The organism is Varibaculum vaginae (genome assembly GCF_900604285.1).
GTDB classification, from domain to species: Bacteria; Actinomycetota; Actinomycetes; order Actinomycetales; family Actinomycetaceae; genus Varibaculum; species Varibaculum vaginae.
Map to the genome: position 1 here is coordinate 824,948 of NZ_UWNY01000001.1, position 24,644 is coordinate 849,591.

Sequence of the window (24,644 nt, forward strand, 5' to 3'; positions counted from 1 at the left end):
TCTGACTAGATATTTGTAAACTTTGTATACATTGTACTACAAATATACATTTAGTAGCGCGGGGGAAAGTTTTATCCGAGTAGGCTAGGTGGGCGCAAATCTAAAAAGGCACAGTCTTTTTAGATTTTGGGCGGGAGGAAAAACTTTTCCCCGGGGGATTAGCGGGAGAAAAAATCTCTCCCTCGCGCACATGACGAATTCCGCGTGATTTACATTTCTGCAGCTACAGCTGCAGGCTAATCCCCACTGGAATCGGCTAGGAAAAGTTTGATGGAGAGGGGCTCCAGGAGGATATCGTCGCCAGCGAGATTGAATGGGGGAGCTTCCTCCTCCGGTTCAGAAACCGCAGAATCCCAAATCTCTTGATAGGCGGTTCCTCGCCCCGGAGCTAACCGCACATGTTTGGGGGACAAGGTTCCGTTGAAAACCGCCAGCAAATCCTGATCTCCATAGGGGCGGCCAGAACGGAGCATTTGGAAAACTCGGCTGGCGGGATCATGCCATGCCCGATCGCCCATTAATAGTCCCACCTGGTTATACCAGGAAAGATCGGGGATGGTATCTCCCGGGGATCGTTGGCCGGTCAAATAGTTTGCAGGGCGGAAAACCGGGTGTTCACGGCGTAGGGTAATCAGCCTGCGTACCGCCGCATAAAAGTCTTTTTGCCAATCCACCAGATCCCAATTCAGCCAGGTAGTTTCATTGTCTTGGCAATAAGCATTGTTGTTTCCGCCTTGGGTGCGGGCAAACTCGTCACCAGCCAAAATCATGGGGGTTCCGGAAGAAATAAGCATGGTGGTAAACAAATTGAGCGCAGACCGTACCCGGGCGGCGAGCAGTTCAGCCAATGGAGAATCCCCATCTGTCCCCGGTTCCAGGTCGTTACTGAGCTGGAAGGCACGCCCCTCACTGCCATGATTCCAAGACAGGTTGTTAGGGGAGCCGTCCCGGTTGTTCTCTAGGTTTTCCTCGTTATGTTTATGGTCGTAACTAACCAAATCTCCTAGGGTGAAGCCATCATGGGCGGTTACGAAGTTAATCGAACAGCGGGGAGGACGAATGGCGGGAATATTGCCCACCCCGTACATATCTTGGGAACCAGAAAGCCGAGAAGCCAGCTCAAAGGGAGGCGCGCCGCGCGATTCGCCGCGGGATTGGGCGCGTCCATCAGCTATCCAAAAGCCGCGGACAGTGTCGCGATAACGGTCATTCCAGGTAGAGAAGGGGAGGGGGAAGTCTCCGGTGCGCCACCCATCTGGTCCTATATCCCAGGGTTCTGCAATCATTTTCTTGTTTCGCAAAACCGGATCATCTAGGCAGGCTTGGAAGAAAGGATGGGAGCGAGTGAAATATTCTTCGCCCCGCCCGCAGGTAACCCCTAGGTCGAAACGGAAACCATCAACTCCCACATCGCCAGCCCAGTAGCGCAAGGAATCTAAAATCATCTGGATTACTCGGGGGTGACCAGTATCTAGGGTGTTGCCGCAACCAGAATAATCGATATTGGCCCCCTGGGCATCTAGGCGATAATACATGGCGTTATCGAGGGCACGCCAAGAAAGTGCCTGTCCGTCACCTCCGCCTTCACAGGTATGGTTATAAACCACGTCTATCAGCAGTTCGATTCCATTTTGGTGCAGAAGTGACACCATTCCGCGGAACTCATCCAAAACTGCCATCGGTCCGAGCAAGCGAGCGTTCTTGGTGGCATAGGAAGGTTCTGGCGCGAAATAGGACAGGGTAGAGTAACCCCAATAGTTAGTTAATCCCCGCTCGTTGAGGAAAGTTTCCGAGAGCTTTGCATGTATTGGCAATAACTCTACTGTGGTGACCCCTAAATCTTTCAGATAGGCGATAGTGACTGGGTGTGCCAGTCCCGCGTAGGTTCCTCGCAGCTCTTCCGGTACTCCCGGTAACTGTTTGGTGAGCCCCTTTACGTGTGCCTCGTAAATAACGGTGTTTTCCCAGGGGATAGCTGGCCCGGGTGCTACCTCGAACTCCTTGCCAGTAACCACCCCGCGCACAGTGTAGGGAGCTGAATTAGTCGGGTCTAGTTGGAAAGGATGCAACGGGTAAAGCTGATCATCGGTCTTATGGGCATAGGTTTGACTAGAAAGATAAACATTACCGCTGATAGCGCGGGCGTAAGGGTCAAGGGCGAGTTTATAGGGGTTGAAAACATGTCCCCGTTCCGGATCCCAAGGCCCCCAGGTGCGAAAACCATAGTAAGTTCCGGCCAAAACCCCGGAAACATGCCCATGCCAGATACCATCTACCGGCCCTAAAAGACGGTAGCGACTTTCGGGAGCTGTAGGCTCGGCAGAAGTGAAAAAACAGACCTCTACCGCAGAAGCATTGGGGGCTACTACCGCGATGTCAACCCCGTTGCCTTGCAAGTGCACCCCTAGGCGGCAAGGGTCGGTGGCGCCAGCATGCACCGGGGAGCTGGACGGCTTAAAAAAGTCGTCTAATACTTGTCTTGACACAGGTGTCATCTTATCTGCTGCTCCAAAATAGAGCCATTCCTATGTATATAGGGAATCGCCTGAACATTCATTTTCCTCCCATAGCTTAGGGGGTAGGGCTTCTCACTTTTTCATCAGGAAACCTTGTGGCAAGGTAGAACTATGAGGATTGTCGTAACTGTAAAGCATGTACCCAACCCGCAATCTGAGCGACGGATCGAAAATGGCCGTTTGGTGCGCGGGGAAGAAGATACCCTGAACGACCTGGATGAAAACGCGATCGAGGCGGCGCTCAGCGCGAAGGCAGCAGCATCCGATGCCGAAATTATTGCGCTCACTATGGGGCCTGAAGGGGCGAAGAAAGCTTTGCTGCGCGCCCTCCAAATGGGGGCAGACCAGGCTTACCATCTATGCGACCCGGCTTTAGCGGGCTCCGATGTGACCGTGACTGCCCGGGTGCTGGCGCGCGCCATCCAGAAAATCGGGGATGTTGATTTGGTTATATGCGGAAGTTCCTCTCTGGACGGGATGACCTCGATGCTGCCGGGAGCCCTGGCTGCTACCTTGAATCTACCGGTGATTAGCGATGCCTCCGAAGTTAGTTTTAGTGCCGAGGGGGTTGCTGCCACCAGTTACCAAGAGGGAACCTCGTTGAGCTTGCGCGTAAAATACCCCCTGGTGATTTCGGTAAATGACGAGGCTAATCGGCCACACTATCCCGGATTTAAAGAAATGTTGGCGGCAAAGAAGAAACCGGTGCAGCAGTGGAATCTAGCCCAGCTAGAGCTAAGCGCGGAAGAAGTTGGGGCTGCTGATTTGGGAACCGAAGTGTTAGATGCCCAGCTTTATCAGCAAACCAAGAACCAGGGAACCATCGTTACCGATTCGGCGAATGCGGGCGAAGCGCTAGCGAAATACTTGGTTGATTCAGGTTTTGCGCAGGAGAAGTAGGAGGAAATCGTGAGCGAAAAAATAGAAAAAGATGTTTTAGTTTTTGCCCACCCGGATGCTGATCGTCCCCAACATCTATCGGTAGCGGCGGCGCGGCTGATTACTTTGGCGCGCGAAATTACTAGCGGTAGAGTGGTGGCTCTAGCTCCCTCCTCCATTGCTTCTCACCAATTTTCCCAGGTAGGGGTAGCAGCAGTGCGCTACTTTGACCCCGCGGAAACCGGAACCTGGCAGGTGGGGGCAGTTCTGGCGGACTTGCTGGTTTCAGCGGTGCGTAGTGGGGACTTCGGGGCAGTGCTGCTGCCCTCGACCTCATGGGGACGCGATAGTGCCGCCCAAAGCGCAATTATTTTAGGTTCCGGAGCCAGTGTGGATGTCACCAGCCTAAAGGTATCCGATGGCAAGCTGGTTGCCGGTAAATCGGTGCTGGATGGTACATGGGAAACCAGCTACTATATCCGCCGTGGCATCCCCATTGTCGCTATGCGTACCACTTCGCTTTCAGCAGTACCGGTGGCCGAAGCTGGCGAGGTAGAAACTGAAAATCTGCAGGTAGAGCTACGGGAATCTACGAAACAGATCCAAGTTGTCTCTCAGGAACAGACCGGATCTTCACACGCTGGTCTCACCGAAGCGCCAGTAGTGGTTTGTGCCGGTAGGGGGGTTAATGGCGATTTCGGTCCCGCTGAAAAATTAGCAGAAGTATTGGGCGGATCCGTAGGAGCTACCCGGGTGGCCTGCGAACAAGGCTGGATTGACCGCTCCGCCCAAATCGGGCAATCCGGTATCTCTGTTGCTCCTAACCTTTATATCGGTTTGGGAATCTCTGGGGATCACCATCATGTTTGTGGGATCCGCGGAGCTAAAAAAATCGTGGCCATCTGCGATGATCCCGAGGCAAGAATTTTTGAAATGGCAGACTTTGGGGTAGTCGGGGATCTATTCACGGTAGTTCCGGATGCCCTATCTAGAATCAAGCCCTTGGACGCATAGTGGAGCTGGCCTACCTAGATAACGCTGCCTCCGAGCCGCTACGCCCCGCAGCGCTAGCGGCTATGAATGAGGCTGCAGCCTCCCTGGCTGGAATCGGGGCTAATCCCTCTTCGGCGCATGCGGCTGGGCGCAAAGCTGCGGCGATGTTAGAGACCGCGCGCGCCCGGGTGGCGAAAGCGCTGGGAGCGGAACCGGCAGAAGTTATTTTCACCGGGGGTGGCACCGATTCTTGCGCGTTGGCGCTGCGCGGCCTGGCTGGGGCAGCGCATAGCCAAGACCCTCGTCGCACCCAAATAGTAGTTAGCCAGGTAGAACATGATGCGGTCGGACTCAACGCCGCTGACCTGCAGGGTGCAGGGTTCCAGGTGCAGGTGCTGCCGGTAGATAGCGGCGGGGTATTAGAGCTGGAAGCAATATCCGCCCTCGACACCTCCCAAATAGCAGCGGTGTCGGTAATGAGTGTGTGCAACGAAAATGGGGTTGTCCAGCCAGTTGCTGAGCTGTGCCGATTGTTGCGTGAAAAAGAAGTTGCGGATAAGCGGGAAACTAAGAGTCATAATGATGCCTTCGGGAAAGGCATCGGGAGTGGCTTAGATAGCGGGTTCGCTATCCACACCGATGCGATTGCGGCTGCTGGACGCCAAGAAATAGACTTCACATCTTCCCCGGTAGATGCCATTTCGCTTGCCTGTCACAAGGTGGGAGGCCCGGCAGCGCTAGGGGTGTTGCTGGCGCGCCGAGAGACAAAAATTGCTAGCGACCGGCGTGGAGGTGGACAAGAACGGGCGCTGCGAGCCGGCACCCAAGATGTAATCGCCGCTGTAGGGGCAGCGGCTGCTTTTGCTGCCGCTCAGCAAGAACTAGCAGAAACTACCCGGCGCCACCAGAATTTACGAGAAAAACTGCTGCAAGGTGCGCTAAAGATTCCAGGAATCAAGCTAGCCAGCCATGCCCCGGCAGTCCCTGGCATTATCCAGTTTGCGCTTGAGGGAGCAGAGGCAGAAGGGTTGCTGTTTGCTCTGGATCAGGCAGGGATCTGTGCCTCGGCGGGTTCTGCCTGCCACACCGGGGTAGCTCGTCCCTCCCCGGTGCTCTTGGCGCAAGGCTACAGCGAACAGGACGCGTTGGGATCTTTACGGATATCCTTTGGTTGGTCCACGCGCCAAGAGGACGTTGATCGGCTTTTAGCGGCATTGCCGGGCGCCCTCAGTGCCTCCCGGAAATTAGCAGAGCGGGAGAGGAAATAAATGAAAGTATTAGCAGCGCTATCTGGAGGGGTAGATTCCGCGGTTGCCGCCGCCCTTGCCAAAGAAGCCGGACACGAAGTTACCGCGGTACACATGGCTCTGTCTGCTAACCAGACCCAAAACCGTTGCGGATCGCGAGGATGCTGCACCGTGGAAGACGCTTCCGATGCCCGCCTCGCCGCTTCCATGCTGGGGATCCCCTTCTATGTATGGGATATGGCGGAAACCTTTGAAGAAACCGTAGTAGAAGATTTTCTGAACGAATACCGGCGCGGACGTACCCCCAACCCCTGTGTACGCTGTAACGAGTTCGTAAAATTTCGTGAACTCGCTACTCGCGCCGATGCTCTCGGATTCGATGCCGTATGTACCGGGCATTACGCACGAGTAATGCCCGGAAAGGCAGGCGTGGAACTGCACCGCGCCAAATGTATTGAAAAGGATCAATCCTACGTATTGGCGGTAATGGGACGTTCGGCTCTAGAAAAAGTGGTTTTTCCGCTGGGAGAGTATGAATCGAAAAGTCAAGTGCGCGCAGAAGCTGAGCGGCGCGGCCTGCCCATGTCGGCCAAACCCGATTCCTACGATATTTGTTTCATTGCTGACGGGGATACTCGCGGATTCTTGCGTTCCCACCTGGGTAGTAAAGCCGGGAAAATTGTGGATACTACCGGACAGGAGGTGGGTACCCACTCGGGGGCCTATCAATTCACTATCGGACAGCGTAAAGGGCTAAATCTGGGTCGGCCGGCTGCCGATGGGCGGCCTCGCTATGTACTGGGTACTGATATGGAAACCAATACGGTAGTAGTCGGTGCCAGCGAGTTACTGAGCGTAGATGGCATCACTGCCACCGATGCAGTTCTGCTAACCGAACCGGATGATCCGGCATTAGCGGGGCAGGCAGAAGTGACTTTGCAGTATCGAGCACACGGGCAACAAGTCCCGGCGAAAGTTTATTTAGAGGCAAACGGTACCTTGCGTGCTCGGCTGCTTACGCCCACCCGCGCGGTTGCCTCCGGACAATCCCTAGTGGTCTATTCCGGGGATCGTGCCATCTGTGAGGCAACTATCGAAGAAGCGTTTAAGCAGGAAAAACGGCAGTAGCCAATTCTAGGACTGGAAAGGGTGCCTATCCTTAGGTTAATATGTTCTAGCCAGCGCGAGTGGCGGAATTGGTAGACGCGCTAGATTTAGGTTCTAGTGTCTTACGACGTGCGGGTTCAAGTCCCGCCTCGCGTACCAGCTATATCGGCTCTGACCAGCTTAAATAAAGTGGTAGAGTTAAAATCAGTAATGCGTTTCGGCGCAACTGTCTCTACGTTTAACTATTTATAAGGGAGTTTCGATGTCAGAGTTAACCGCAGGTCAAAAGGCTCCAGATTTTACTTTGCCTACCGATCAAGGCACAGAAGTTAGTTTGCAGGGTCTCTTGGAACAATCCGAAAAAGGAGCAGTTATCTATTTCTATCCCAAGGCTTCTACCCCGGGATGTACTACTGAGGCCTGCGATTTCCGCGACTCTTTGAATTCCTTGAAATCAGCCGGATATGCAGTCGTGGGGATCAGCCCCGATAAAATGCCGGCACTAGCAAAATTCCGGGAAAAGCAAGAACTAAACTTTCCGCTAGCGTCCGATCCAGAGCGGGAAGTGATGAGCGCCTGGGGAGCCTATGGGGAAAAGAACTCCTATGGCCGCCTGGTAAAAGGAGTAATCCGCACTACCGTAGTCGTAGGCAAAGACGGGAAAATTATATTGGCAAAATATCGGGTACGCGCCAAAGGACATGTTGCCCGTCTGCGCAAAGAACTGGGAATCGACCAGTAGGCAATTCTGAAAACCAGGGGATAACAGTCAAATAGCAGGTAAGTTTGGTACGCCACCGGGGACTCGAACCCCGAACCCTCTGATTAAGAGTCAGATGCTCTAGCCAGTTGAGCTAGTGGCGCAGCTTGAAAGGAAAATCGTGAGATTTTCGTACGCCACCGGGGACTCGAACCCCGAACCCTCTGATTAAGAGTCAGATGCTCTAGCCAGTTGAGCTAGTGGCGCATTCGCGTGAAACGCAACGAATAAACTCTAACCCGTCAGGCGCGTCCTGGCGAAACTAATGCCGGCATTGGGAGCAGTTTCACATGCGGAAGAAACAAAGTCAGCGCCAGGCTAAACTGGTGGGCATGGCGCCAGCGAAAGATTTTGTTCATCTTCATGTTCACACTGACTATTCCATGCTGGATGGAGCAGCTCGGATCGGGAAACTGGTGGAACGGGCAGTTGAAGTTGGTCAACCGGCGGTAGCTATCACCGATCACGGCTACCTTTTTGGTGCCTACGAGTTTTACGCTGCGGCTCGGGAGGCCGGAGTCAAGCCCATAATCGGCCTCGAAGCCTATATAACCCCCGGTACCTCTCGTTTTGATCAAACTAGGCAACGCTGGGGAGAAGAAAGTCAAAGAGCCGACGATGTATCTGCGCGTGGCGCCTATACCCATATGACTTTGCTCTCGCGCACCACCGAAGGGATGCATAACCTGTTTCGCTTGGGATCCCTAGCCTCAATAGATGGACAGATGCAAAAATGGCCCCGCGCCGACCGGGATCTGCTGGAACGCTACTCTACTGGGTTAATCGGAACCAGCGGTTGCCCCTCAGGAGAAATCCAGACCCGCTTACGTTTAGGACAATGGGAGGAAGCCAAGAGAGCGGCCGGGGAACTACAAGATATTTTCGGTAAAGAGAACTTTTTTATCGAACTTATGGATCACGGTCTAAAAATAGAGCGCCGAGTGCGCAATGAATTGCTGAAACTAGCAAAAGTTATCGACGCACCGTTACTGGCCACCAATGACTCCCACTACGTCCTCGAAAGCGATCAACCCACCCAAGATGCGCTGCTATGTATTAACTCAGGAGCGCGGATAAACGACGAAGATCGCTTCCGTTTTGAAGGTTCCGGCTACTACCTTAAAACCGCAGAGCAGATGCGAGAGCTATTCTCTGATCTGCCAGAAGCCTGCGATAACACCTTGAAGATTGCGGAAATGTGCGAGGTGCATTTTCAAACTACCGCCGAAGGCGCCGACTATATGCCCCAATTCCAGGTGCCTGCAGGGGAAGACACCACCAGCTGGTTCGTAAAAGAAGTCCAGCGCGGACTACATAAACGCTATCCGCAAGGGATCCCCGAAAAATCACAGAAACAGGCCGACTATGAATGCGGGATTATCACCCAAATGGGATTCCCCGGCTACTTCCTGGTAGTCGCGGACTATATTAACTGGGCAAAAAAACAAGGCATCCGGGTGGGTCCGGGCAGGGGATCAGGAGCGGGATCCATCGTGGCCTACGCAATGGGAATCACCGAACTAGACCCTCTAGAACACGGGTTAATGTTCGAGCGTTTTCTTAACCCCGAACGGGTATCTATGCCCGATATTGATGTGGACTTCGATGAGCGTCGCCGTGGAGAAGTCATAGATTACGTGACCGAAAAATACGGGAAAGACCGGGTCGCACAAGTAGTAACCTACGGCAAAATCAAAGCTAAACAGGCGTTAAAAGATTCTTGCCGAATTATGGATAAGCCCTATGCGCTCGGCGACCAGCTAACCAAAAAAATGCCGCCCGCGATTATGGGCAAAGATATCCCCCTATCCGGAATCTACGACCCGAAACATCCACGATACGGGGAAGCTAGCGAGTTTCGGCAGTATGTTTCCGATAACGAAGGTGAAGTAAAACCGGTTATCAAAATGGCACAAGGTCTCGAAGGACTTACCCGTCAATGGGGAGTACACGCCTGCGCCGTCATCATGTCCAGTCATGATTTGACCGATATCGTGCCGATGATGAAACGCTTAGCCGACGGAGCGATCATCACCCAATTCGACTATCCCACCTGCGAAACCTTAGGACTGTTAAAAATGGACTTCCTGGGGCTTCGTAACTTGACGGTCATTTCGGATGCCCTCGACAATATTGTGGCTAACGGGAAAGAACCTCTAGATCTAGAGCAAGTTCCCCTAGATAATCGCCCCACCTACGAGTTGCTATCGCGTGCAGAAACCCTGGGTGTATTCCAGCTAGATTCCGCGGGCATGAGGTCGTTGATGCGGCTAATGAAACCCACCGAATTCTCGGATATTTCCGCGGTTGGCGCTCTCTATCGCCCCGGCCCTATGGGGGCGAATTCGCACACCAACTATGCTTTGCGAAAAAATGGGCGGCAAGAAATCGAGCCCATTCACCCCGCGCTCTCCGAAGCCTTAGCCGATATTTTGGATGAAACCTATGGGTTGATCGTTTACCAAGAACAGGTGATGGCAATAGCCCAAAAAGTGGCGGGATATTCCCTGGGGCAGGCAGATATTTTACGGCGTGCCATGGGGAAGAAAAAGAAAAAGGAGATGGATAAACAGTATTCGCGCTTCCACGACGGGATGATTGAGCGTGGATACCCCGAGGAAGCCGCCAGCAAACTGTGGGAAATTCTGGTTCCCTTCTCGTCCTATGCCTTCAATAAATCACACTCGGCTGCCTACGGGTTAGTTTCCTATTGGACGGCCTATCTAAAAGCCAACTATCCCACTGAATATATGGCGGCACTGCTGACCTCAACTAAAGATAATAAAGATAAACTTGCTCTTTACCTGCGAGAATGTCGTCGAATGAATATTGCGGTGCTCCCGCCTGATGTAAATGCCTCCGACTCTGATTTCACCGCAGTGGGGGAGTCTATCCGCTTCGGTCTGTCTGCCGTGCGCAATGTGGGCACCAATGTGGTGGCCGAAATCGTTAAAACTCGAAACGAAAAGGGAACCTACACTTCTTTCCACGATTTCCTAGATAAAGTTCCTATCGAAGTATGCAATAAACGAGTAGTGGAATCCCTGATTAAAGCCGGGGCTTTCGATTCCCTGGGGCATGCTCGTCGCCCCCTCGAAGCTATTCATATCGAGGCCGTAGACTCGGTTATCGACGTGAAGCGAAACGCTGCTCGCGGACAAGAAGACCTCTTCGGAATGATGAATACTGGCACGGAAGTTACGTTCACCGTACAAATTCCAGATCTGCCTGAATGGGATAAGCGGCAAAAACTAAAATTTGAGCGCGACATGTTAGGTCTTTACGTTTCCGACCATCCCTTACAGGGAATGGAAACCGTGCTTGCTCACAATAGTGACACTGAAATCGTGGATCTTTCCACCGAAGACGGAGTTCGGGATGGGCAACAAATCCAGATTTGCGGTCTAGTTACCGGGCTACAACGTAAAACCACCAAACGTGACGGAAATTTGTGGGCTATCGCCACCATCGAAGATATTTCTGGTTCCACCGATGTTTTATTCTTCCCGCAAACCTACCAAAAGTATTCACAAGACCTGGTGGAAGATGAAATTGTGAGTGTACGTGGGCGGGTTAGAATCCGTGATGAAGAAGCTGCTTTGTATGCACAAGAAATGACCCTTCCCGATATTAGCCAAGTAGCAAACGGGCCGTTAAATATCTATCTTGCTGCCAATCGGCTAACCGCGGAGGTAGCGGAGCAACTGCGGGAAATCTTAGGTTCCAGTCCGGGACAAAGCGCAGTTAGGATGCATTTACGCAGTTCCAAGGGCATTACTATCGTGCAGCTGGGCGATGATTTGCGGGTAAACCGCGGCTCGGGTTTGGCTGCGCAGCTGAAAACTCTGCTCGGCCTCCATTGCCTAGAAAACCGCAAATAGCTCTCCTACACTTACACTGCGGGTCAAGCCGTAACATACCGTGTGGGTCGAGCCGTAAAAGCGCTCGGGGAACCCCGGTGATTCTCGCTTCGCTCGACTCAAGCCCCCTCTCGCATCTTTTACGGCTCGACCCTTGTGCGCGGGGTTTAGGTTTTCCTCGCTTCCGCGCACAGGGGCGGATTTTGCCTCGCGCCCCGAAATCCGGAAAATGCTCTGGCATTTTCACGGATTTAAGGCTCGAAGCCTACCCTTCGACATGAATCTGCCCTGCACGCTAAGTGCGTACCTCGCGGGATTCTCGTACCCGCCGTAACCCTTGCGCGGGGGAGAAGTTTTATCCGAGCAGGCTAGGCGGGCGTAAAACTCGGAAAATGCCCTTGGGGCTTTTTCGAGTTTTTGGGCAGGAGGAAAAACTTCTCCCCCGTGCTTAGCCCTACCGTCCAGACTCGCTACCGAGGCAGGGTTTTCAGCCAGGGAAATTAACGGGAGACTTGGGCGCCAATAGTGCCGCTGGGAAGATTTATCTGCACGATATCGCCGGGGGAGAGGGAACTGCCGCGGCGGGTTTCTACTTCGCCGTTGACTGTTACATCACCGGATTGAATAATTAGCCGAGCCTCCGCGCCGTCCTCGACCAAATTTGCCAGCTTTAAAAACTGTCCGAGTTTGATAGTGTCACGCACCGGAATAGCCGGTACAGAGGTGCTGTTATTATCTGCCACGCAATAAATGATACTAAAATGGGGAAAGATGACTTTATTAGCGCATTTTGGAGGAGCTAAATGAGCAACCCCGAACCGCAAGGATTTACACCGAGTAATCCTCAAAGCGGAGCTAACTGGCCTTTCCCCACGCCGCAGGGGCAGATTAAATCTGGTCAGGAACCGGTTCCGGCTTTCCCGGCTCCGGCGGCTCCGCCGGCTCAAAATGTTCCTCAATATAGCCAGCAGTCTGTCCCATCAGCAGCATATCCGCTAGCAGGAGGAAGGCCTCTGTCAGCGGCAGTGCAACCAGTGTCGGCTCCTCCGGCTTCTACTCAGGATAATCCGCAGTTCCCCCAACCGCAGCCGGTAGTTGCTGATAATCCCCTGCCCTCCGCGCAGCCAATAGCGACGCCGGGAGAGCAATATATGGCTTTCCCAATTTCTGATCCGCTGCCCGAAAAACGCGTGGCTGAACAAGCTGCCAGTGATATTTCGATTGTCGCTGTGCCACAAGCAGTCGGTAGTGCAGATGAAAACGGAGCGGAGCCGGGGCAAACAGAAACCGACAGTCTATCTGGTTTGGATGAGATTCAAGAATCTTTGCAGCAGCAGGCATTAACTCCCTGGTGGCTGGATGGCTTAATGGCCTTGTCACTGGCGGGAGTGATGGTGTTCAACGGGTTCGGAGTGTCCATGGGCTTGCGAATTGGATCCTTGATTGCCATGGTGATTGCGCTGGTTTTAATCACCTGGTATCAGGGGGATGCGCAAGAAAAATCCAACACTTTCCTAACGGCAACGCTGCTCGGGGTGATATGCGGATTTTTGGCTGGACTAATTGTGGTGGCTGCCTCGCTATATATGGTGGCGCCGATTCCTGCCTGGTATCCCTGGGTTTTGTGGCTAGTTAGCGGGGCTCTGCTGTTTTTGACCTATCGCGGATTCCGTGACTGGGTAATGCAAAATTTACAAAAGAAATCTCACCGGAAGTCCACTAAATAAGTCAAAACATTTTATCTACTGGACTTAACCGTTAAGAGCAATCAGTTAACAACTAATATATCCCCATGCTGTCAATTACTGATTTTCGTGGGAACATGCCCAGTGGTCTGGCGTTACGCCAGGCGCTGCCCCGTGCTCAAATGAACGTAGAGGATGCGGCAGAGAAAATCCGTCCCGTTATGCGAGACGTTAAGGAACATGGCGCCGCCGCCCTACGCGATCTTTCGGAAAAGTTTGATGGAGTGCGGCCAGAGCATTTGCGAGTTCCACACCAGCAGCTCTCCCAGGCGTTGGAGCAGCTAGACCCGGAAGTTCGTGAAGCCGTGGAGCTGTCTATCGAACATAATCGGGCTGGTCATCGGGCACAGCTCCCCACTGAACGGGTAACCGAAATCATGCCCGGCGGTGTAGTTAAGCAACGTTGGATCCCTGTCGAGCGAGTGGGACTATATGTTCCCGGGGGTTTGGCAGTCTATCCGTCCTCGGTAGTCATGAACGTAGTTGCTGCCCAAGAAGCCGGAGTCAGCGAGATCGCAGTTGCCTCCCCGCCGCAATCTCGTTTTGGCGGAGGAGTCCACCCCACGATTTTGGCTGCCTGCCAGCTGCTTGGAGTTCAGGAAGTCTACGCCGTAGGCGGGGCGCAAGCAATCGCCATGTTTGCGTATGGGGCTAGCGGAGAAGAAGGACTTGACCCCGATCCGCTCTGCCGGCCAGTAGACGTAATCACCGGTCCCGGTAACATCTTCGTGGCTGCAGCGAAACGCCTGGTACGGACGGTTTGTGGGATCGACGCGGAGGCTGGTCCTACCGAGATCGGGATTATCGCAGATAACACCGCCGATCCTGTTCTGGTAGCTGCAGATATGATTTCGCAGGCAGAGCATGATCCCAACGCCGCATCAGTGCTTTTCACCGATTCCGAGGAACTTGCTCGCGAAGTAGAAAAGGTAATTGTTCCTGCCGTCCAAGCTACTAAGCATTCCCAGCGGATTTGCCAGGCGCTCAGTGGGTCGCAATCAGGGATTGTACTGGTTAAGGACATCGCAGGCGCTATCGAAGTAGCTAATGCCTATGCCCCCGAACACTTAGAGATTCATACTGCCCAAGCCAGCGAAGTCGCAGAAAAAATCCGGAATGCGGGCGCGATTTTTGTTGGTCCATACAGTCCGGTTCCCCTGGGAGACTACCTGGCAGGCTCCAACCACGTCCTTCCCACGGGGGGAACAGGTCGTTATGAGGGCGGATTATCAGTGATGGCTTATCTTAAACCGGTGCAGCAGGTCGAGTACCAGCGTGGCGCCCTCGAAAAAATGGCGCGTCCGTTAACCGCGTTTGCGGACGCCGAAGATCTTCCGGCACACGAAGAAGCCGTGAACTGCCGATTTAGATAAATGACAGATAGGAATAACTATGGCAGAAAAAAATGTACGTATCCCCACTGTTTTTAGACAGTTGCTGTTTTGGGTATTAGTCGCGATCGTAGCTGGTGCCTTGATTGGTATGCTCCCGGGTCTACCCAAAGGATTCATTACGCCCTTCGCAACTTTTAATGACATTTTCGGTAAGTTTTTGAGTTTTTGTATTCCCCTAATTATTTTGGGGCTGGTGGGGCCAGCGCTGGCAGACTTAGGGCGCGGAGCCGGTAAATGGTTGCTGGCTACGGTAGCTATCGCTTACGGTTCCACCCTGTTTGCCGGTTTTGGAACCTATGGAGTTGCCTCGCTCGTATTCCCGCGCATCCTCACCGAATCGGCACCCGAACTAAAAGAACCAAAAAACGCGGTGGCTTCCCTACTGGGAGATAACCTGAACATTACCCCGGTACTTGACGTGACTGGCGCCTTGATTCTGGCATTTATCTTGGGGATTTGCATGGCGGCATTGAATACTCCCACTTTGCATCATGCCTACTCGGAATTCCGAGAAATCACTATGCTAATGATCAAGCGAGCAATCGTTCCGCTGCTGCCGCTATTTATTTTCGGCACTTTCCTGAATATGTCGTACTCGGGGCAGATTGCACTGGTCATTAAGGTAATGATCAAAGTAATATTAGTTTCGGTAATCCTCACGGTGGTGCTTTTGCTACTGCAGTACACAGTGGCGGGTGCGATTGCCAAAGTGAACCCGTTTGTGGCTTTGGGAAGGATGGCGAAAGCCTACTTCACCGCACTGGGTACTGCTTCTTCGGCGGCCACAATTCCGGTTACCTACCAGTGTGCCCGTAACAACGGGGTGTCTGCAGAGATTGCGGGGTTCACTATTCCCCTCTGCGCCACGATTCATCTTGGTGGCTCCACGGTCAAGATTACTGCCTTTGCCCTGGCAGTTATGCAGATGACCGGGCAACCTATTACCTTTGGAAAAATGGCGATGGCCATCATCATTTTGGGTATCACCATGGTGGCGGCACCGGGAGTTCCCGGCGGTGCTATCGCGGCTGCCCAGGGGGTATTGATGGGCTTCCTAGGATTCTCCCCGGAGCTTTACTCCCTGATGGTGGCGTTGTATGTGGCGATTGACTCTATCGGTACTGCCACTAACGTTACTGGTGACGGCGCCATTGCCCTTGTAGTTAACAAATTGGCAGGTGGCTCACTAGGCAATGAAAAAGGTAAAGCCATGGCTACCGCCGAAACCATGGTTTCGGCAACGGACTAGAAGATAACCTCTGTTTTTCCCCCGCCTGATCACCAAGGCTGGTTTTCGTCCTTAGAAAAAGTGAAACCAGCTGATCGGCGGGGGCGAAACATTCTAGGAGTAATGCCCTTAGAATGGGAGCAAGAAAGGAACCAACATTTATGGAACAGTCCCCCTTGCTACCGTTGCGAGAAGAGCTTGCTCAGGTTGCCCCCTATGGGGCGCCGCAATTAGAGGTGGCTGCCCGGTTAAATGTGAATGAAAACCCCTATCCGCCCAGTCCAGAGATGATTGCCGACATTACCCGGGCGGTCAGCCAGGTGGCGGCGGGTTTAAACCGTTATCCGGATCGGGATTTTACCGCCCTCCGGGCAGCATTAGCCGGTTATGTGCTCCGCGAGTCCGGCTTGGATTTTCCAGTCGAACAAATTTGGGCAGCTAACGGCTCTAATGAGGTGATGGTGCAGCTACTGGGAGCTTACGCGGGGCCAGGACGTACAGTTTTAGGAACCGAGTATTCCTATTCTATGTATCCCGAATATGTACGTGGCGCTCACTCTACATATGTGACGGTTCCTCGGCAAAGCGACTGGAATCTGGATGTAGATGCTCTGCTTCAGGGACTACGGGATTTCCGCCCCAGCGTGTTGCTACTGGCAAACCCGAACAACCCGACAGGGACTGCCTGTAGGGAAGCCGAACTAGTACAGATTTTGCAGCAAGCCCGGGAAACCGGGCCGGATATTTCCGGCAAACCCAGTTGCACCGTGGTGGTTGTTGACGAGGCCTACGGGGAGTTCCGTGACCCTGGTAAGCCTAGCGCCCTCGCCCTCTTAGAAAAATATCCGCACTTAGCGGTTTCCCGCACCATGTCGAAATCTTTTGGGATGGCGGGGCTGCGACTGGGATACCTGGTGGCGGCAAAAGCGATGATTACCGATATTATGCGGGTGCGTTTACCCTATCACCTGTCGGCACTCACCCAGGCGGCCGCGATTGCGGCTCTGGGGCATGCAGAAGAACAACTGTGCCAGCTGGCTGAGCTGCGCCAGCGCCGCGATACCTTGGCGGCTTGGCTGGAAGACAAAGGTTACACGGTACCCAGATCTCAAGCTAACTTTGTGCTTTTTGGTCCTTTCCCGGATAGACACCAAGTGTTCAGTGATCTGTTAGATCGCGGAGTACTAGTCCGCGAGGTTGGCCCGGAAGGATTTTTACGGGTAAGTATCGGCACCGCCGCAGAAGATCAAGCATTTCGTCAAGCATTCGAGGAGGTAACCGGATGAGTCGCAGCAGTAAAATAACGCGAAAAACCGCGGAATCGGAAATCACAGTAGAGATTAACCTAGATGGCACCGGGAAGAGCGAGATTAGTACCGGGGTTCCGTTCTATGACCATATGCTCACCGCCCTATCTAAGCATTCTTTGATTGATATGAGCATTTCATCCCGTGGTGATATCGATGTCGATGTGCATCACACGGTAGAAGATACCGCTATTTGTTTGGGAATAGCGTTGCGCCAAGCTCTGGGGGATAAAGCGGGGATTCGCCGCTTCGCCGATGCTACGGTCCCCCTAGATGAAGCGTTAGCTCGAGCGGTAGTTGACGTGGCCGGCCGTCCCTATTGCGTACACAGTGGAGAACCAGCCGGCCAGGAGTATCACTTGATCGGCGGGCACTTTACCGGATCGATGACCCGTCATGTGTGGGAATCTTTTGCCTATAACTCCGGAATCTGCCTGCACGTCCAGGTACTTTCCGGGCGCGATCCGCACCATATCGTAGAGGCACAGTTCAAAGCAGTAGCCCGGGCGCTGCGAGGAGCGGTGGAAACCGATCCTCGGGTCAGCGGGATACCTTCCACTAAGGGGACCCTGTGAACGCCGCGAACCTGCCGGAAGAGGACAATCCGCACGAGCAAAATCCAATAGAGGATCCCGCACCGGATAATGGAGCCAAGCCAGAGGACTACTTCGACCAAGTAATCGCGCAATCAGGCATTAGCGGTGAGGATTTAGATGGCTTTGGTAAAGAGGTAGATCAGGATTTGCAGGCTTGGCAACATCTAGAATCCTTGCCCCCTGAGGCTGGGGATGTGGCGTTAGTATTGACCAACCTGCTAGAACCGGTGCCTTTAGCCACGATGATGGCAGCTCACGAGATTGATGCCCGGATTGTGGAGACCGAGTCTGGGTGCGTGGTGTGGAAACGGCTCCACCCGACCCCCGATGATGAACTAGGGGCACTGTTAGGGGAGGAACGTCCGGTGTCTCCGGAGGCTGAGGAGCTAGCCCTCGCGGTATCAAAAATTACGCCCTATGGGGCGGTGCTATTTGTTTCCACGTTACGTTCGGACTCTGATGATGATCCGGGGGTGCAAGGACAAATCACGGCGCGCGTTTACTATGACGGGCATTTTGACCGCACTATTCCTGCTGGTCCCTTGGTTTCTTGCGCTGATGAACGTGTTGAAGATTTACTGTTGGGACGCACTTCCCCCGAGGACTATCCCCAGATCCGTCCTCCTCGACTACGGGATTTACCGGGACTTTTGCTGCGGCAATTGCGGGGAATGCAAGAAGATATTAACCGCCGGGATAACCCAGATACTTCGGAGGAAAAGGGGCGTGAGTAAAAAGGTAGCCGTGTTTGACTATGGCTCGGGAAATGTACGTTCGGCGGTTAATGCTTTCCGTCGCCTCGGAATCGATGCCAATCTGACCAGTGACTTTTCCACCTGTCTGGAGGCTGATGGCCTGCTAGTGCCGGGGGTAGGGGCTTTTGCAGCAGTAATGAAGGATTTGCGTGCTCGTCGGGGTGACACTCTTATTGACCGGCGTTTGGCTGGTGGCAGGCCGGTACTGGGAATCTGTGTGGGGATGCAAGTCATGTTTGAACGCGGCCTCGAACATGGTGAAGATACCCCTGGGATGGGGGAATGGCCGGGAACGGTAGAAAAACTGCGTGCCCCAATTCTTCCGCATATGGGTTGGTCAAAGATTCAGGTAGGGGCAGATTCGCAATTATTCTCCGGGATTGAGGACGAGTATTTTTACTTCGTACATTCCTACGGGGTCACCGCTGACCCTACGAAACATTATCGGCAATCTGCTCGTATGAAACCCCCGATTTTTTCTTGGGGAACCCATGGGCAACGTTTCCTTGCCGCGGTAGAAAACGGGCCTCTATCGGCTACCCAGTTCCACCCGGAAAAGTCAGGTGATGCCGGCATGGAACTACTTCGCAACTGGATCCAAACCTGTTAAGGGAGAAAAATGTTAGACCTGTTACCGGCAGTAGATATTGTTGCAGGCCAAGCGGTACGTCTTCATCAAGGTAAGGCCGGCAGTGAAAAAATTTACGGAGTTCCTCTGGAGGCAGCGCGCACTTTCGAAGCAGCCGGAGCCCGTTGGTTACATCTGGTAGATTTGGATGCCGCCTTTGGGCGGGGAAATAACACCCAGGTGGTGCAAGAAATCGTTGAGCAGGTAGATTTGCAGGTAGAGGTATCTGGAGGGATTCGCGATGATGAGTCTTTGGCGCGGGTTCTGCAAGCAGGGGCGCGCCGGGTAAACCTGGGAACTGCGGCGATTGAGAAACCAGAATGGACCTGCCAGGTGATTGCCGAGTACGGGGAGCAGATTGCGGTCGGATTAGATGTGCGTGGACATACTGTGGCTACTCACGGATGGACTAAAGATGCAGGGAATCTTTTTGAAATGATCACCCAGCTTGATGCGGCAGGGTGCGTACGCTACGTAGTCACTGATGTGATGCGGGATGGGACTTTAACCGGTCCTAATACTCAACTGTTGCGGGAAGTGTGTGAAGCAACCTCCGCGAAAGTGGTGGCCAGTGGAGGCGTCAGTACTCTAGATGATTTACGAGCTTTGCGCGAGCTCAACAGTATCGGGGTTGAGGGCGTGATTGTGGGTAAAGCCCTTTACTCCGGGCAGTTCACTATTGAGCAGGCGCTAGCGGTAGCTAACGGAAGAGCATAGCCTTGTCTGCTTCTCATACGAATTCAGAGATTTCCAACGGGAAAATTATGTCCCCTGTCCAGGAAAACGCGATTTTACGTGCCCTGGGCCGCAGTGTTAATTCCGCAGATAGAGGGGATTTAGAACCGGCGATGGCGCAGGCGTTGAGCCGCGGTAACCTAGAGGAATGTCTCTTAGGGATAGCAGAGGCATTACGCTTTGGGCGGGTAATCTTGCCGATACTTCCGCATGAGCTAAATAACCAGGCTGAATGTCCCCGCGGACAACTCCCGCAAGTTAGCTTAAGTGCTGTTACCCGCGCGCTAGCGGTTCCTGTCTTTTCTTCGCTTTCTACATTTGAGGAAGCCGTAAAGAATGGTTTAGCCACCCAGATGGAACCACGGGAAGACAGTTCTCACCCGGTACGTCCTATGCCAGTAAAGGGGCGTGCCCTCGCGATTGCTGCCCTAGATTCTCCTGGTCGGATACTTCTGGATGGGCGTTACCTCTTACCGCGTCCACTGCTTAACGCTTTGGTTTGTTCTGATACCTGGGTTCCAAGCTGGAAAAATCAGCATTTCTTAACCTTAATAGCGCAGCTATTTGCGGAAAAGCTTCCCGGGTCTACCTGGAAAATTATTCCTCAAGAAGCAGCTCCTGATCGGTTAGTAGTTTGGGTTGACCCCGCAACTCCGGCTCTTGCCCAATCTCTAAATGCTTTACAAATGGGAATCAATGACCTCTACAACTTGGAGGCTGCCGCCGATCTAATAGAGGTAACCCCGGTGCCCACCGGTTGTACAAGCGATAGCAATCACCAGGTATATGTCCGCTAATGCTCGCCCCCAGAAAAGTTCGCTAACGGTCAACGTAAATCATTCGTTTAGCGACAGGCAGGTCTTTTTGCGGTAGGACACTATCTCCCTTGGTTCGCAAAGGCTTATTGGTTTTAGGGAAGGCCTTGACTAGTGCCTGCGAGAAATGCAAGGAACGCTGGGTGTTACCCTCTTGGTTGTAGTGCACCCCGTCGCCCTCCAGGAACCAGCTTTGATCAACCTCCTGATCCCAGCGATAGACCCACAGATTAGGGTAGGTGGACATTGCCGCGAATAAGGATTCGTTCCAATGCTGCATTCGGGGAAATCGTACCAACGGGGAGCCATATTAGAATGACCACCCCAGATACTCCGATAAGGCCGGTTATTTCTGCCCAAAGGCGATTTGAACCGGTTTTATTGCGGTTGCTGTAATATATCGCCAGCGCGGCTCCCACTAACAATCCTCCCGCTCGGGTGTCAGTACCTTCATAGATGCGGGTGGGGTCGGCTCCGGGAGTGAATAAATACCACATCCAGGCAAAAGAAGCGGCTGCTAATAACAGGGTGAAAACTGTTATCAGTAACCGTTTTTTGCGAAAAATCACCAGTAACAGCAGCAAGATTAGTGGCCAGAAAACATAGAATTGTTCTTCAATCGACAATGACCACATATGTTCCAGCGGGCTGACCTGGAACTGGTCAAAATAAGAATTCCCCGAGAAAATGGTGGTCCAGTTGTTGATGTAGAAGATGGCAGCGAGTCCGGCGAAAAGATTTACTCTGAAATCTTCGGGTTTGAAGAACGCGGTCAGCATCCAGATTGTCAGTACCGTGACGATTACTGCCGGCATTAGGCGGCGGATGCGGCGCAGCCAGAAGTTCCCTAGGTGCAGGGTTCCTTGTCGATCCCAACTGCGCATTAAGTTTCCGGTAATCAGGAAACCGGAGATGGTAAAGAATACTCCCACTCCTAGCAGGCCGCCGGGTATGAAGTTAATCTTCATGTGGTACAGAACCACCCCCGCAACTGCGAGGGTACGAATCCCGTCTAATGCTGGGTTATAACGTGAGGAATCTTCGATGGGCTTAGGCACTGTTTATTAATCCTTGGGGTTGAATTACAGGCTGTTCATTCAGCATATGCTTCCCGTGCGTTGTCTTCGCGTCGCTAGTTGGCCACTATCTATCCAAAATAATGGGAAAAACATCCTTAAAATCCCGGGTAAAAGGTAAAGATAGGGGACGGGACGCAAGATTTTGTCTAATGGTTTAGTGATGCTCACAATCTGGAGGCTCCTGAGGAGTGTGCAGATGTCGACGGTAAACCAGAGGACGTAGTGCGGCTGCTAGGGCATAGAGGGCGATGAGTCCCATAACGATAGCCGAGCCCGAGGCCGCGGCAGTGAAATAGGAAAACACCAGACCTGCGATACACATTATTACCCCCAACGCCATTGCCCATCCCATAGTGGCGCTAAAGGAAGGAGCGTAAATCTGGGAAATAGCTACCGGCACAATCATCAGGGCTGAGACTAGTAAAACTCCCACCACTCGCATCGCGGTAGAGACAGTTAGGGCGCTGACAACCGCTAAACAAATTGTTAGCAGCCGCACCGGAATCCCGGAAGCTAGCGCGAACTCCTCGTCATTGCAGATAGAAAATAGTTCACGGCGTAGTCCCAGCCCGAATAGGAGGATTAATACCGATAGAGCAATGGTTAAGTAAACATCCGACCAGGAAACTGCAGCGATGGAGCCAAAGAGATAAGAATTTAACTGGTTCGTGGTGCCTCCCGCCAGGGAAATTACTAGTACCCCGGAGGCAATTCCCCCATAAAAGAGGAGCGCCATCGCCACGTCTCCGCTGGCGCCGCCTTTGGCGCGCACCAGTTCGATAATTACCGCTCCCACAATTGAGGCGATTACCGCTCCTGGTACTGCTAATGTATCCCCACCGGCAACTGCAGTCAGGTTACCGATAACCCATCCCAGAGCCACTCCGGTGAGAGCAACATGGCCGATGCCATCTCCTAGCAGGGATAGACGTCGTTGTACCAGGTAGGTGCCAATAATTGGGGCACTGAGACCAACCAAAACCGCCACGATCAGAGAGCGTAGGAAGAAGGGAGAGGCTAATAAGCTGTTCCAATCGGCAGTAAAGCTCGGCACGGATGAGCCACGGCTAGGGGAGAGCGCGAAGGTAAGGTGCAGGCTGCTAGCTACTAGAGCCTGGTAAGAAAAGCCGGTGGTAGAAGTAATCATTATTCTTTACCCTTCGCTCGCGGAAGCGGAGGTAGCGCCTCCCTTAAGCTATCGCTGGCGATCCGTCCTGATTTTAAGGTGATAGTCCGGTCGATTAGGGGAGCTAAGAAACCGTGTTCATGCAGCACAATCAACATAGTTTTACCGGTGGTTTTTGCCTCCGCAATCGTTGCGGCCAGGCTTTGCGCGCTTTGGCGGTCAATCCCGGCCAAAGGCTCATCCATAATTAAGAACTCCGGGTCGCGCACCAGCGCGCGAGCGATCAAAACCCGCTGCTGTTGGCCGCCTGACATAAACTGAAATTTTTTGCCCGCTGCCTCCGCTAAACCCACTTTTCTCAGAGCTTTTAGAGCACGTTCCCGGTCGGATCGTTTTGCTCCGATGTGTCCTCGCCGTAATAGCCCGGAGCGGACTACTTCCAGGGCAGTAGCTGGAACCGTGCCGAGCGCGCTTTTACGTTGGGGAACATACCCCACTTTTGCCAGGGCTTTAGGATATTTTTTCTCGCCGGGGTGGGCATCAAAAATCTCTAGGCTCCCGGAACTTATCGGATTAAGTCCTACGGCTGCTCTGACCAGAGTCGATTTACCGGAACCGTTTTCTCCGCACAGTGCTACCGTAGTGCCGGGAGCAATCTGTAAGTTGATATTTTCCAGGATTAAATTGCCCTGAAGGGCGACAGATAAATCTGTCGCCCTAAAAGGTAGAGATGTTTTATTCTCAGTTACTGGCATTTCATCGCTTTACTTAGTTTTCCAAGATTATCCCGCATAACCTGCAGGTAATCCCGATTCTTATCCACTTGGATTTCTAAGGGATCAAGTACCTCAGACTTAATCCCCAGCTGCTCGGCTAAAGTCTTGGTATCTTTATCGCCGAGAGCGCTCTCTGAAAACAATACGTTTACTTTTTTGGCTTTCGCGATATTGGCAACTTCCTGTAGCCGCGTAAGTGAGGTTTCGGCTTCCGGGTCGACTCCCTTAACTCCCACCTGTTCGAATCCGTAGCGATCCGCCATATATCCATAGGCTTCATGCGCGGTAACTGCGGTAGGGGTAGCGCATTTAGTCAGGCCTTCCCGGTATTGCTTATCCAAGGTGGACAGTTTGTCTTGCAAAGCTTTCCCATTTTTCTTAAAAGTGTCGCCGTGCTTAGGGTCAGCTTTGGTGAGGGTGGCTACCACCTGCGGTACCACTTGGGATAGCCGCTGTGGATCTAACCAGAAGTGAGGGTCAAAAGCGCCATGGTGATGGTCATGCCCGGCTTTCTCCTCGTGTTCGCCTTCATGGTCTGCCTCATGCTCGTGTTCTTCTTCGTGCTCAGCGGCCTGCTCGGCAGAAAGTTTCTTTAGCTTGGCGGCCTTGGCTACATCCAAAGTGTTCTTAGGAGCTGCTTCTTTCACTGCGTCATCAACGGAAGCTTGGAAACCGGACAGATAAATCAACGCATCGGCCTGCGACATGGTGGTGAGGTCTTTAGCGGATAGCTCCACCTCGTGAGCTTCCCCCGAGGGCGTCAGGTTGGTTACCTGCACTAAATCTCCACCTACTTGGCTGGTTACGTACGCTAGGGGATAGAAGGAGGCGACGGCATCTACTTTTTCGGTTTGCCCACCTTTTGCGCCTGCTGAACAACCAGTGAGTGCTAAAGCGCCGATTGCAGCGGCGCCGATAATTTTCCGTATTCCATTGTGCATAGTAAAAATATAAACGATAACCGTTCTCAAAAGCAAGGGGGTGGGGTTGGTCTAATAAAGCAAAAAACAGCAGGCGGTAGGCAGTAGTAGCGAATTTTCGGGCCAGTAAAAGTGGGTTTTAGAGTTGTAAGTCACGCTGAGAGATTCCAGTTCTCGC

Annotated in this window: 22 protein-coding genes and 3 tRNA genes; 16 read left to right on the forward strand and 9 right to left on the reverse strand. The window is 53.0% G+C overall.

All coding sequences use genetic code 11. The features are described from left to right. Positions 1 to 236 precede the first annotated feature (236 nt). Positions 237 to 2,486, reverse strand: a complete 2,250-nt coding sequence (gene glgX, locus EFB02_RS03530; RefSeq protein ID WP_234992716.1) for a glycogen debranching protein GlgX — start codon at positions 2,484 to 2,486, stop codon at positions 237 to 239. 141 nt (positions 2,487 to 2,627) lie between these two features. On the opposite strand from glgX, the gene EFB02_RS03535 reads away from it, so the two are divergent. From EFB02_RS03535 to EFB02_RS03560, 6 genes are all read left to right on the forward strand, one after another. Further along, positions 2,628 to 3,416 carry an electron transfer flavoprotein subunit beta/FixA family protein gene (locus tag EFB02_RS03535; RefSeq protein WP_122820206.1) on the forward strand — a complete coding sequence of 263 codons (789 nt, stop codon included), beginning with the start codon at positions 2,628 to 2,630 and terminating at the stop codon, positions 3,414 to 3,416. A gap of 9 nt (positions 3,417 to 3,425) precedes the next feature. Next, complete coding sequence (locus tag EFB02_RS03540) at positions 3,426 to 4,409, forward strand: electron transfer flavoprotein subunit alpha/FixB family protein (protein ID WP_122820207.1); 984 nt, start codon at positions 3,426 to 3,428, stop codon at positions 4,407 to 4,409. Then, complete coding sequence (locus tag EFB02_RS03545; protein WP_122820208.1) at positions 4,409 to 5,656, forward strand: cysteine desulfurase family protein; 1,248 nt, start codon at positions 4,409 to 4,411, stop codon at positions 5,654 to 5,656. The genes EFB02_RS03540 and EFB02_RS03545 overlap by 1 nt, the downstream gene beginning before the upstream one ends. Further along, on the forward strand, positions 5,657 to 6,763 hold the full coding sequence (gene mnmA / locus EFB02_RS03550) for a tRNA 2-thiouridine(34) synthase MnmA (protein WP_122820209.1): 1,107 nt from the start codon (positions 5,657 to 5,659) through the stop codon (positions 6,761 to 6,763). 53 nt (positions 6,764 to 6,816) lie between these two features. Continuing rightward, positions 6,817 to 6,901: transfer RNA gene (locus EFB02_RS03555), tRNA-Leu, on the forward strand. Between the two features lie 103 nt (positions 6,902 to 7,004). Beyond that, entirely contained in the window at positions 7,005 to 7,484 is a 480-nt protein-coding gene (locus EFB02_RS03560; RefSeq protein ID WP_122820210.1) for a peroxiredoxin, read from the forward strand. Positions 7,485 to 7,529: 45 nt separating this feature from the next. On the opposite strand, the gene EFB02_RS03565 is transcribed toward EFB02_RS03560, so the two are convergent. Both EFB02_RS03565 and EFB02_RS03570 read right to left on the reverse strand, forming a co-directional pair. Continuing rightward, positions 7,530 to 7,606: transfer RNA gene (locus EFB02_RS03565), tRNA-Lys, on the reverse strand. A gap of 29 nt (positions 7,607 to 7,635) precedes the next feature. Next, positions 7,636 to 7,709, reverse strand: a tRNA-Lys gene (locus EFB02_RS03570). Positions 7,710 to 7,792: 83 nt separating this feature from the next. Between EFB02_RS03570 and dnaE the strand changes: the two genes are divergently transcribed. After that, complete coding sequence (gene dnaE / locus EFB02_RS03575; RefSeq protein ID WP_160115365.1) at positions 7,793 to 11,383, forward strand: DNA polymerase III subunit alpha; 3,591 nt, start codon at positions 7,793 to 7,795, stop codon at positions 11,381 to 11,383. Positions 11,384 to 11,862: 479 nt separating this feature from the next. On the opposite strand, the gene EFB02_RS03580 is transcribed toward dnaE, so the two are convergent. Continuing rightward, complete coding sequence (locus EFB02_RS03580) at positions 11,863 to 12,105, reverse strand: RNA-binding S4 domain-containing protein (RefSeq protein ID WP_234992717.1); 243 nt, start codon at positions 12,103 to 12,105, stop codon at positions 11,863 to 11,865. A gap of 60 nt (positions 12,106 to 12,165) precedes the next feature. Between EFB02_RS03580 and EFB02_RS03585 the strand changes: the two genes are divergently transcribed. The 9 genes from EFB02_RS03585 (at position 12,166) to EFB02_RS03620 (ending at position 20,547) form a co-directional block, all read left to right on the forward strand. Beyond that, entirely contained in the window at positions 12,166 to 13,089 is a 924-nt protein-coding gene (locus EFB02_RS03585) for a hypothetical protein (protein ID WP_122820211.1), read from the forward strand. A gap of 65 nt (positions 13,090 to 13,154) precedes the next feature. After that, entirely contained in the window at positions 13,155 to 14,480 is a 1,326-nt protein-coding gene (gene hisD / locus EFB02_RS03590; RefSeq protein WP_122820212.1) for a histidinol dehydrogenase, read from the forward strand. A gap of 19 nt (positions 14,481 to 14,499) precedes the next feature. Beyond that, positions 14,500 to 15,750 (forward strand): dicarboxylate/amino acid:cation symporter, encoded by a 1,251-nt coding sequence (locus EFB02_RS03595; protein ID WP_122820213.1) that lies wholly within the window; start codon positions 14,500 to 14,502, stop codon positions 15,748 to 15,750. A 113-nt stretch (positions 15,751 to 15,863) separates the two neighbouring features. Beyond that, positions 15,864 to 17,015 carry a histidinol-phosphate transaminase gene (locus EFB02_RS03600; RefSeq protein ID WP_234992718.1) on the forward strand — a complete coding sequence of 384 codons (1,152 nt, stop codon included), beginning with the start codon at positions 15,864 to 15,866 and terminating at the stop codon, positions 17,013 to 17,015. Then, positions 17,012 to 17,611, forward strand: coding sequence for an imidazoleglycerol-phosphate dehydratase HisB (gene hisB, locus EFB02_RS03605; RefSeq protein ID WP_122820215.1), 600 nt, complete (start codon positions 17,012 to 17,014; stop codon positions 17,609 to 17,611). The genes EFB02_RS03600 and hisB overlap by 4 nt, the downstream gene beginning before the upstream one ends. After that, positions 17,608 to 18,366 carry a hypothetical protein gene (locus EFB02_RS08820; protein WP_234992719.1) on the forward strand — a complete coding sequence of 253 codons (759 nt, stop codon included), beginning with the start codon at positions 17,608 to 17,610 and terminating at the stop codon, positions 18,364 to 18,366. The genes hisB and EFB02_RS08820 overlap by 4 nt, the downstream gene beginning before the upstream one ends. Next, positions 18,359 to 18,997, forward strand: a complete 639-nt coding sequence (gene hisH / locus EFB02_RS03610) for an imidazole glycerol phosphate synthase subunit HisH (RefSeq protein ID WP_234992720.1) — start codon at positions 18,359 to 18,361, stop codon at positions 18,995 to 18,997. Before EFB02_RS08820 ends, hisH begins: the two co-directional genes overlap by 8 nt. A gap of 9 nt (positions 18,998 to 19,006) precedes the next feature. Beyond that, positions 19,007 to 19,732: a bifunctional 1-(5-phosphoribosyl)-5-((5-phosphoribosylamino)methylideneamino)imidazole-4-carboxamide isomerase/phosphoribosylanthranilate isomerase PriA gene (priA, locus tag EFB02_RS03615; protein WP_122820217.1), complete on the forward strand. Its 726-nt coding sequence runs from the start codon at positions 19,007 to 19,009 to the stop codon at positions 19,730 to 19,732. Positions 19,733 to 19,734: 2 nt separating this feature from the next. Then, complete coding sequence (locus EFB02_RS03620) at positions 19,735 to 20,547, forward strand: hypothetical protein (protein WP_122820218.1); 813 nt, start codon at positions 19,735 to 19,737, stop codon at positions 20,545 to 20,547. Positions 20,548 to 20,569: 22 nt separating this feature from the next. On the opposite strand, the gene EFB02_RS03625 is transcribed toward EFB02_RS03620, so the two are convergent. The 5 genes from EFB02_RS03625 to EFB02_RS03645 all read right to left on the reverse strand — a co-directional run bounded on the left by EFB02_RS03625 (position 20,570) and on the right by EFB02_RS03645 (position 24,487). Beyond that, entirely contained in the window at positions 20,570 to 20,812 is a 243-nt protein-coding gene (locus tag EFB02_RS03625; RefSeq protein ID WP_122820219.1) for a hypothetical protein, read from the reverse strand. Continuing rightward, the gene (locus EFB02_RS03630; protein ID WP_122820220.1) at positions 20,796 to 21,623 is read right to left on the reverse strand and encodes an acyltransferase family protein; all 828 of its coding nucleotides are present in this window, start codon (positions 21,621 to 21,623) and stop codon (positions 20,796 to 20,798) included. Before EFB02_RS03630 ends, EFB02_RS03625 begins: the two co-directional genes overlap by 17 nt. A 175-nt stretch (positions 21,624 to 21,798) precedes the next feature. Further along, a complete protein-coding gene (locus EFB02_RS03635) occupies positions 21,799 to 22,791 on the reverse strand; it encodes a metal ABC transporter permease (RefSeq protein ID WP_122820221.1) in 993 nt (330 codons plus the stop codon). Then, positions 22,791 to 23,525, reverse strand: a complete 735-nt coding sequence (locus EFB02_RS03640; RefSeq protein ID WP_122820222.1) for a metal ABC transporter ATP-binding protein — start codon at positions 23,523 to 23,525, stop codon at positions 22,791 to 22,793. The genes EFB02_RS03635 and EFB02_RS03640 overlap by 1 nt, the downstream gene beginning before the upstream one ends. Continuing rightward, positions 23,516 to 24,487 (reverse strand): metal ABC transporter substrate-binding protein, encoded by a 972-nt coding sequence (locus tag EFB02_RS03645; protein ID WP_122820223.1) that lies wholly within the window; start codon positions 24,485 to 24,487, stop codon positions 23,516 to 23,518. Before EFB02_RS03645 ends, EFB02_RS03640 begins: the two co-directional genes overlap by 10 nt. Positions 24,488 to 24,644 lie beyond the last annotated feature (157 nt).